The sequence below is a fragment of the Micromonospora endophytica genome, assembly GCF_003236305.1.
In the GTDB taxonomy this organism is placed as follows: domain Bacteria; phylum Actinomycetota; class Actinomycetes; order Mycobacteriales; family Micromonosporaceae; genus Micromonospora; species Micromonospora endophytica.
Map to the genome: position 1 here is coordinate 1 of NZ_POTX01000267.1, position 7830 is coordinate 7830.

At 72.0% G+C, this 7830-nt stretch carries 8 protein-coding genes and 1 pseudogene; 5 read left to right on the plus strand and 4 right to left on the minus strand.

Going from position 1 to position 7830, the window contains the following annotated elements:
- Window positions 1-35: 35 nt before the first annotated feature.
- Window positions 36-404, minus strand: a complete 369-nt coding sequence (gene erpA / locus C1I93_RS26250; protein WP_013735179.1) for an iron-sulfur cluster insertion protein ErpA — start codon at window positions 402-404, stop codon at window positions 36-38.
- A 136-nt stretch (window positions 405-540) separates the two neighbouring features.
- Window positions 541-1680, minus strand: a complete 1140-nt coding sequence (locus C1I93_RS26255) for a glycerate kinase family protein (RefSeq protein WP_111245961.1) — start codon at window positions 1678-1680, stop codon at window positions 541-543.
- 68 nt (window positions 1681-1748) lie between these two features.
- On the opposite strand from C1I93_RS26255, the gene nadA reads away from it, so the two are divergent.
- From nadA to C1I93_RS26270, 3 genes are all read left to right on the plus strand, one after another.
- On the plus strand, window positions 1749-2924 hold the full coding sequence (gene nadA, locus C1I93_RS26260) for a quinolinate synthase NadA (protein WP_111245965.1): 1176 nt from the start codon (window positions 1749-1751) through the stop codon (window positions 2922-2924).
- A 223-nt stretch (window positions 2925-3147) separates the two neighbouring features.
- Window positions 3148-4503, plus strand: coding sequence for a UDP-N-acetylglucosamine 1-carboxyvinyltransferase (murA, locus tag C1I93_RS26265; protein ID WP_111245966.1), 1356 nt, complete (start codon window positions 3148-3150; stop codon window positions 4501-4503).
- A gap of 72 nt (window positions 4504-4575) precedes the next feature.
- On the plus strand, window positions 4576-5181 hold the full coding sequence (locus C1I93_RS26270) for a DUF3043 domain-containing protein (protein ID WP_111245962.1): 606 nt from the start codon (window positions 4576-4578) through the stop codon (window positions 5179-5181).
- Window positions 5182-5266: 85 nt separating this feature from the next.
- On the opposite strand, the gene C1I93_RS26275 is transcribed toward C1I93_RS26270, so the two are convergent.
- Window positions 5267-5575, minus strand: a complete 309-nt coding sequence (locus C1I93_RS26275; protein WP_111245963.1) for an AzlD domain-containing protein — start codon at window positions 5573-5575, stop codon at window positions 5267-5269.
- Window positions 5569-6444 carry an AzlC family ABC transporter permease gene (locus C1I93_RS26280; RefSeq protein ID WP_223256266.1) on the minus strand — a complete coding sequence of 292 codons (876 nt, stop codon included), beginning with the start codon at window positions 6442-6444 and terminating at the stop codon, window positions 5569-5571. Before C1I93_RS26280 ends, C1I93_RS26275 begins: the two co-directional genes overlap by 7 nt.
- Before the next feature lie 68 nt (window positions 6445-6512).
- On the opposite strand from C1I93_RS26280, the gene C1I93_RS26285 reads away from it, so the two are divergent.
- Window positions 6513-7073, plus strand: coding sequence for a helix-turn-helix domain-containing protein (locus tag C1I93_RS26285; protein ID WP_111245964.1), 561 nt, complete (start codon window positions 6513-6515; stop codon window positions 7071-7073).
- Window positions 7074-7438: 365 nt separating this feature from the next.
- Window positions 7439-7830: pseudogene (locus C1I93_RS32765) on the plus strand (hypothetical protein); the annotation flags it as partial.

The window sequence follows — 7830 nt, forward strand, 5'->3', positions numbered from 1 at the left end:
GTGTCCCGCCGTCGGGGTGGTGCGGGGTGGGTGAGTCAGCTGAAGGAGTCGCCGCAGGCGCAGGAGTTGCCCGCGTTGGGGTTGTCGATGGTGAAGCCCTGGGCGTCGATCCGGTCGGCGAAGTCGATGGTGGCGCCGGCCAGGTACGGCGCGCTCATCCGGTCGACGACGACCTCGACACCGTCGTAGTCGGTGACGACGTCACCGTCGAGCGAACGCTCGTCGAAGAAGAGCTGGTATCGCAGGCCGGAGCAGCCGCCCGGCTGCACCGCGACCCGGAGCCGCAGGTCGTCGCGGCCCTCCTGCTCGATCAGGGCCTTGACCTTCTGCGCCGCGACGTCGGTGAGGACGACGGACGTGGGGGCCTTGGCCTCGGTCGACTCGGTCTGCGCTGGCGTGGTCACGTGGAATTCTCCCTGCGCGCGTTCGGGTGTGGTCTCACCTGGCCAACGTCAGCCGCCGGTCAGCGATTCCCACAGTGGTCCAGTTTTCGATTGTAGGCCGCCCCTGGCCCGGCCACCTGGCGACGTGACCAGCCGATCAGCGGCTCCACTGCCGGGCCAGCCGGGCACCGAGCGCCCGCAGCCCCTCCCCCGGGCGGTCCAGGGCGGCGGCCAACCCACCGCGTTCCTCACCGCCGAAGTGCTCCACCAGGCTGTACGCGTCGGTCACCCCGACCGACGCCGCCTCTCGCCGGCCGGTGCTCACCTGACCGGCGAGCACGACACAGGGCACGCCCCGGTCCCGGGCGGCGCCAGCCACACCGGCTACCACTTTGCCGCGCAGCGACTGATGGTCGAACTTCCCCTCTCCGGTGATCACCAGATCCACGCCGTCGAGCGCGGCGTCCAGCCCGACAGCCCGGCTGACCAGCCCGATCCCGGATTCGCACCGGCCGCCGAGGGCCAGCAGCGCCGCACCGACACCGCCAGCGGCGCCACCGCCGGGCAGCGCGCCCAGCCCACCGGGGCAGCCTGGCAGGTCACGCTCCAGCACCTCGGCCCAGCGCGTCAACGCGGCGTCGAGCAGCAGCACGTCGGCCCGGTCGGCACCCTTCTGCGGCCCGAAGACGCTGCTCGCCCCGTGCAGCCCGAGCAGCGGGTTGTCGACGTCGGTGGCGGCGATCAGCCGGGCCTCACGCAGCCGGGGCGCCCCGTCGAGCGAAGCCACCGCGGCCAGCGCCGCGCCGCCGTACGGCAGCGCCAGGCCGGCGCCGTCCAGTGGCGTGGCGCCCAGGGCGGTGAGCATCCCGACACCGCCGTCGTTGGTCGCCGAGCCACCCAGACCCACCACCACGGTACGAGCGCCGGCCTCGACCGCCGCGGCGATCAGCAGGCCCAGCCCGTACGAGGTGGTGGTCTTCGGGTCGCGCTCGGCGGCGTCGAGCAGGTGCAGCCCGCACGCCTGCGCGCTCTCCAGCCAGGCGGTCGCTCCGTCATCGGTGAGCAGGATCTCACCGTCGGCCGGGCGGCCCAGCGGGTCGACCGTGGGCGCCGGCACCCGCCGGCCGGGCAGCGCCTCGGCGAGCACGTCGAGGAAGCCGGGCCCGCCGTCGGCCAACGGCCTGACCAGCAGGTCGTCGCCGGGAGCGATCTCCCGCCAACCGTCGGCCACCGCGGCGGCCACCTGGGGTGCCGGCAGTGTGCCGGCGAACTTGTCCGGGCAGAGCAGTACGCGCATGCCTGGCAGTGTGGCAGCCCACACCGGCGGGGGCGGCGGGGCGGCCGTCCTGTGGGACCATGGAGCGCGTGACGTCGACCTGGATGGAACCCTCCAACACCGCCACTGCGCTGCTGCTCCTCGGCCGCGGCAGCGACCCCGCCACCGAGCGTGGCGTGGAGTGTCCGGGCGAGTTGCCGGCGCCGAGCGACCCTGACCTGGTGGCCCGGGCGACGGCGGCCAAGGCCGCGCTCGGCGACAAGGTCTTCGTGCTGGGTCACCACTACCAGCGCGACGAGGTGATCCAGTTCGCCGACGTGACAGGCGACTCGTTCAAGCTGGCCCGGGAGGCCGCCGCCCGGCCGGACGCGGAGTACATCGTCTTCTGCGGTGTGCACTTCATGGCCGAGAGCGCGGACATCCTCACCTCGGACACGCAGCGGGTCGTCCTGCCCGACCTGGCCGCCGGCTGCTCGATGGCGGACATGGCCGCGCTGCCCCAGGTCGAGAACGCCTGGGATGTCCTGGTCGACCTGGGGGTGGCCGACCGGACGGTCCCGGTGACCTACATGAACTCCTCCGCCGACATCAAGGGTTTCGTCGGCCGGCACGGCGGCGTGGTGTGCACCTCGTCGAACGCGAAGCGGGCCCTGGAGTGGGCGTACCAGCAGGGTGAGAAGGTGCTCTTCCTGCCCGACCAGCATCTGGGCCGCAACACGGCGGTGCTGGAGATGGGCTTCTCCCTTGACGACTGCGTGCTCTACGACCCGCACAAGCCCGGCGGTGGGCTCACGCCCGAGCAGCTGCGCGACGCGCGGATGATCCTCTGGCGGGGGCACTGCTCGGTGCACGGGCGGTTCACCCTCGACAGCGTCAACGACGTCCGTGAGCGGGTTCCGGGGGTCAACGTGCTTGTGCACCCGGAGTGCCGGCACGAGGTGGTCAACGCCGCCGACCTGGTGGGCTCCACCGAATACATCATCAAGACGATCGAGGCGGCCCCGGCCGGCTCCGCGTGGGCGGTGGGCACCGAGCTGAACCTGGTCCGCCGACTCGCGCTGGCCCACCCGGACAAGCAGATCATGTTCCTCGACCGGGCGGTCTGTTACTGCTCGACGATGAACCGCATCGACCTGCCCCACCTGGTGTGGGCGCTGGAGGAGCTGGTCGCGGGTCGGGTGGCCAACCAGATCACCGTCGATCCGGACACCGCGCACCACGCCCGGGTCGCGCTGGACCAGATGCTCGCGCTGCCCGGCTCCTGAGGCACCGCCTGATCACGCTCGGTAGCACCTGGCGTACGAAAAAGTGCCGGATCACCGATTGATGCCCTCCCCGGCGGTGTGACCGGATCCATTCTCATCACGGAGGGCTATGCTGCCCGGGCGACAACACACCCGGGCGGAAGTTTGCCCCCGACCGGTTCGCGGGTAGCGACTCGGGGTGTTCCCCCATCGAAACGGCAGCACGCACGCGCTGGAGGTTGCGTTGACCGACGACGTCCTGGTCGTACACGGAGGCACCCCGCTGCAAGGGCGGATCCGCGTGCGCGGCGCGAAGAACCTGGTCTCCAAGGCGATGGTCGCCGCGCTGCTCGGCGACACCCCGAGCCGGTTGTTCGACGTACCGAAGATCCGTGACGTGGAGGTGGTCCGGGGCCTGCTCGGGCTGCACGGCGTCAAGGTCACCGACGGCGTCGAGGATGGCGAGCTGGTCTTCGACCCGGCGAACGTGGAGAGCGCCAGCACCGACCAGATCAACGTGCACGCCGGTTCCAGCCGGATTCCGATCCTGTTCTGCGGTCCGCTGCTGCACCGGCTCGGGCACGCCTTCATCCCCGACCTGGGTGGCTGCCACATCGGTCCGCGACCGATCGACTTCCACCTGCAGGCCCTGCGGGAGTTCGGCGCCACGGTCGACAAGACCCCCGAGGGGCTGCACCTGTCCGCGCCGAACGGGCTGCACGGCACCAAGTTCGCCCTGCCCTACCCCAGCGTCGGCGCGACCGAGCAGGTGCTGCTCACCGCGGTCATGGCCGAGGGTGTCACCGAGCTGCGCAACGCCGCCGTGGAGCCGGAGATCGTCGACCTGATCTGCGTCCTGCAGAAGATGGGCGCGATCATCAAGGTGCACACCGACCGGGTGATCGAGGTCCAGGGTGTGCCGCGGCTGCACGGCTACACGCACCGTCCGATCCCGGATCGGATCGAGGCGGCGAGCTGGGCGGCGGCGGCGCTGGCCACCCGCGGCCACGTCGAGGTGCTCGGTGCCGAGCAGGCCGACATGATGACCTTCCTCAACGTCTTCCGCTCGGTCGGCGGCGAGTACGAGGTGACCGACACCCGTCCCCCTCGGCCGGGACAGCCGGGGCAGGAGGGCGGCATCCGCTTCTGGCACCCGGGCGGCGAACTCCAGGCCACCGCCCTGGAGACCGACGTGCACCCCGGCTTCATGACCGACTGGCAGCAGCCGCTCGTCGTCGCGCTGACCCAGGCCCGGGGCCTGTCGATCGTCCACGAGACCGTCTACGAGCAGCGGTTGGGCTACACCGAGGCGCTCAACTCGATGGGCGCGAACATCCAGGTCTACCGGGACTGCCTGGGCGGCACCCCGTGCCGGTTCGGCCGGCGCAACTTCAAGCACTCCGCGGTGATCGCCGGACCGAGCAAACTGCACGCCGCCGACCTGGTCATCCCCGACCTGCGGGCCGGTTTCAGCCACCTGATCGCCGCGCTGGCCGCGGAGGGCACCTCCCGGGTGTACGGCGTCGACCTGATCAACAGGGGTTACGAGGACTTCGAGGCGAAGCTCGCCGACCTCGGCGCGCACGTCGAGCGGCCGTAGTTTCCGTCGACGGCTCACCTCCGGTGCACCCGCGATGTGCACCGGAGGTGGGCCGTTGGCTACCCTTGCCGCGTGCCGTCGCTGTTTCGCCGCAAGTCCGCTGACCTCGCCGACCCCGCCACCGAGCCGTTGACCCCGGCCGAGGAGGAGACGGCCGAGGCCAACCGTTCGCGTAGCTACACCCCGGCCAAGGGCCGTGAGACGCCCAAGCGACCGGCCAGCGGCCGGCGTCCGGCCGGCGCGACCAAGCCGCTCAGCAAGGAAGAGGCGAAGGCGTTGCGGCGGCAACGGCGGGCCGAGGCGGCGGCCGAGTTCCGCCGCGAGGGTGGCCCGCGTGACCGTGGTCCCGAGCGGTTGCTGGCCCGTAACGTGGTCGACTCCCGGCGTACCGTCGGCACCTGGTTCTTCGGCGGCGCACTGGTCGTGCTGATCGGCTCGAACCAGGCGATGCCTCCGGTGATCCGGCTCGCCTCCAACCTGCTGTGGGGCGCGCTGGCCGTGGGCGTGGTGATCGACTCGGTGCTCATCTCGCGGAAGATCAAGAAGCTGGTCCAGGCCCGCTTCCCGAACACCACCCAGCGGATGGGCTCGCTCTACCTCTACGCCATCATGCGGGCCATCACCTTCCGCAAGCTGCGCTCGCCCGAGCCCCGCGTCGCCCTGGGCGACAAGGTCTGATCAGCGCCCTCGGCGACAAGGTCTGATCAGCGCCCTCGGCGACAAGGTCTGATCAGCGCCCTGGGCGACAAGGTCTGACCGGGGCTCAGGGCACACCGGCCAGGCGGAGCAGTGCCGCGGTGCCGGCGGCGGCGACGACCACCAGCACGAACGGTGCCCGCCGCCATGCCAGCAGCACCCCGACCAGCACACCGGCCGGCCGGGCCCAGCCGGCGAACCGGCCGACCTCGGTAAGCGCCGCGGTGGCCGCCAGCGCCGCCAGCAGGGCCGCCGCACCGACCGGAAGCAGCGCGCGCGCCCACGCCGGCAGGTCGAGCCGGTCGCGCAGCAGCACCCCGGAGACCCGGAAGGCGTACGTCCCGACGGCCAGCGCCACGATCACGGCGATCAGCATGGTTCCTCCCGCTGTCCGGCCGGCGCGGGTTCCCGCCCGACCGGTACCGCCGCGGTCGGGATCCCGACCGCCTGGCCACCGGCGACCGAGCCACCGACCGCCGGGACCCCGCCCGCCGGGCCACTGACCCCCTGGCCACCGGCCGTCGGGTCATTGGCCACCGGCGTTTCGGTGGCGTCGCCTGACGGCGGGTGCTGCCGCCTGAGCCGGCGCAGGGCGATCAGTCCCGGGCCGGCCAGCGCCAACAGCACCGGCAGGCCGGCTGGCAGCAGCGGAGTGGTGAGCACCGCCACGACCGCGCCGACGAGCGCCGCGTGTCGGGTGTCCCGGTCCCGCAGCGAGGGCAGCAGCAGGGCCATCAGCCCGGCCGGGAACGCGGCGTCCAGCCCGAACACGGCTGGGTCGCCCGCCGCCCCACCGGCCAGCACGCCGAGCACGGTGCCGCCGTTCCAGGCCAGGAAGAGCAGGGTGCCGGCCAGCCAGAATGCCTGTCGCCGGGCGGTACCGGCCGGGCGGGCCAGGGTGAAGGCGGTCGTCTCGTCGGTCATCAGGTGGCTGCCGAGCAGCCGGTGCCGTAGGCGGTGGCCGATGGTGTCGCCGAGGGTCAGGCCGAAGGGCAGGTGCCGGGCGTTGATCAACAGTCCGGCGAGGACGGCGGCCACCGGGTTGCCGGCGGAGATCAGCCCGATCGCCATGAACTGCGCGCCCCCGGCGTAGACCAGCACGGACATGGCGACGGCCGCCCAGCCCGGTAGGCCGGCGGCGACCGTCATGGCACCGAACGAGGCCCCGACCGCCACGATCGCCGCGCCGATGGCGGCGACGTCGCGCAGCACTTCCGACCCCGACGTTCGTTCTGGCGTACGCATCGTCCAGCATGATGAACAGATCCTCTGCCGTTCGTCAAATCGAACAGACCGCACATCGGAGCGAACAAATGTCGTCGGATCCGTCTCCCCCGCTGGCCACCATCGCCGCCGCGCTGCGCTACGAGCGGCAGCGCGTCGGACTCTCCATCACCGAGCTAGCCCGCCGGGCCGGGATCGCCAAGTCGACCCTGTCCCAGCTGGAGTCCGGCGTGGGCAATCCGAGCGTGGAGACACTGTGGGCGCTGGGCGTGGCGCTCGACGTGCCGTTCAGCCGACTGGTCGAGCGCCCCGCGCACAGCGTGCGGGTGATCCGTGCCGGCGACGGGCCGCGGATCCGCTCCGAACACGCCGACTTCACCGGGACGCTGCTCTCCGCCGGCACGACGCACGCCCGCCGCGACGTCTATCTGATCGAACTGGAGCCGGACGGGATCCGCACCGCCGAACCACACACCCCACGCAGCGTCGAGCATGTCGTGGTGGGGGCCGGTCGCCTGCGCTGTGGCCCAGAGCACGAGCCTGTCGAACTCGGCCCCGGCGACTACGCCACCTTCCCCGGCGACGCCCCTCATCACTACCAGGCCCTCGAACCGGGCACCTTCGCCGTACTGATCATGGAACACCCGTGATGCCTGACTCACACCAGGCCGGAGCTGGCAAGCGCGACCTGGCAATGGGTGGAGTATCGTCGGAATTCCGATTCCACCAAAGACCTAAATGTCCGGATCGATAGGATAACGTGTGGCTGCGGCACGGTCGGCGCAGTGGCGGTGACGGAGTCCGCGCCGCTACCCTCCTTCCGCAGCCATTCGGTGCCGGGACGAGCGACTTCACCGGTTTCCGAGGGTGCCCAGCGCGACCATTTCCGACGAGGTGACATCGCCGTGAGCGAGCGGACGCGAGCCGACCACCGGGGCGCGGCCGTGAGCGGGAAGTGGGACCGCCGGGTCGTCGCCGATCAGCCGTCCGCCGGCGACAGCGACAGGTCCGGCGGATGAGTCGCGGGTACGCCGACCGGTGGCACGATCCCGCCGAGCCGTCCTGGGTCGTCGAACCGACCACCGAATGGCAGCCGCAGTTCCCGGGGCAGCGCTATCCGGGCGACATCGGCGTCGAGCGCCATCAGCAGCCTCCGGCTCGGGGGCGGGCGAGCGCCGTCGGGCGCGCCGAGGTGCCGCCGCTCGCGCCGACCCGACCCGACGGCACCTACGTGGGCCGCTCCTGGGACGACGAGCCGGACGGCTGGCCCGGCCGGCTGGAAGAGCCCGAACCGCGACGTCCCGACACCTCGCCCGAGGAACGCCGGGGCCGCTCGTACGCCGACTCCTGGCCGGAACGTCCCCCCGGCCGCCGCCGCCCTCCGCAGAGTGACCCCTGTCTCTTATA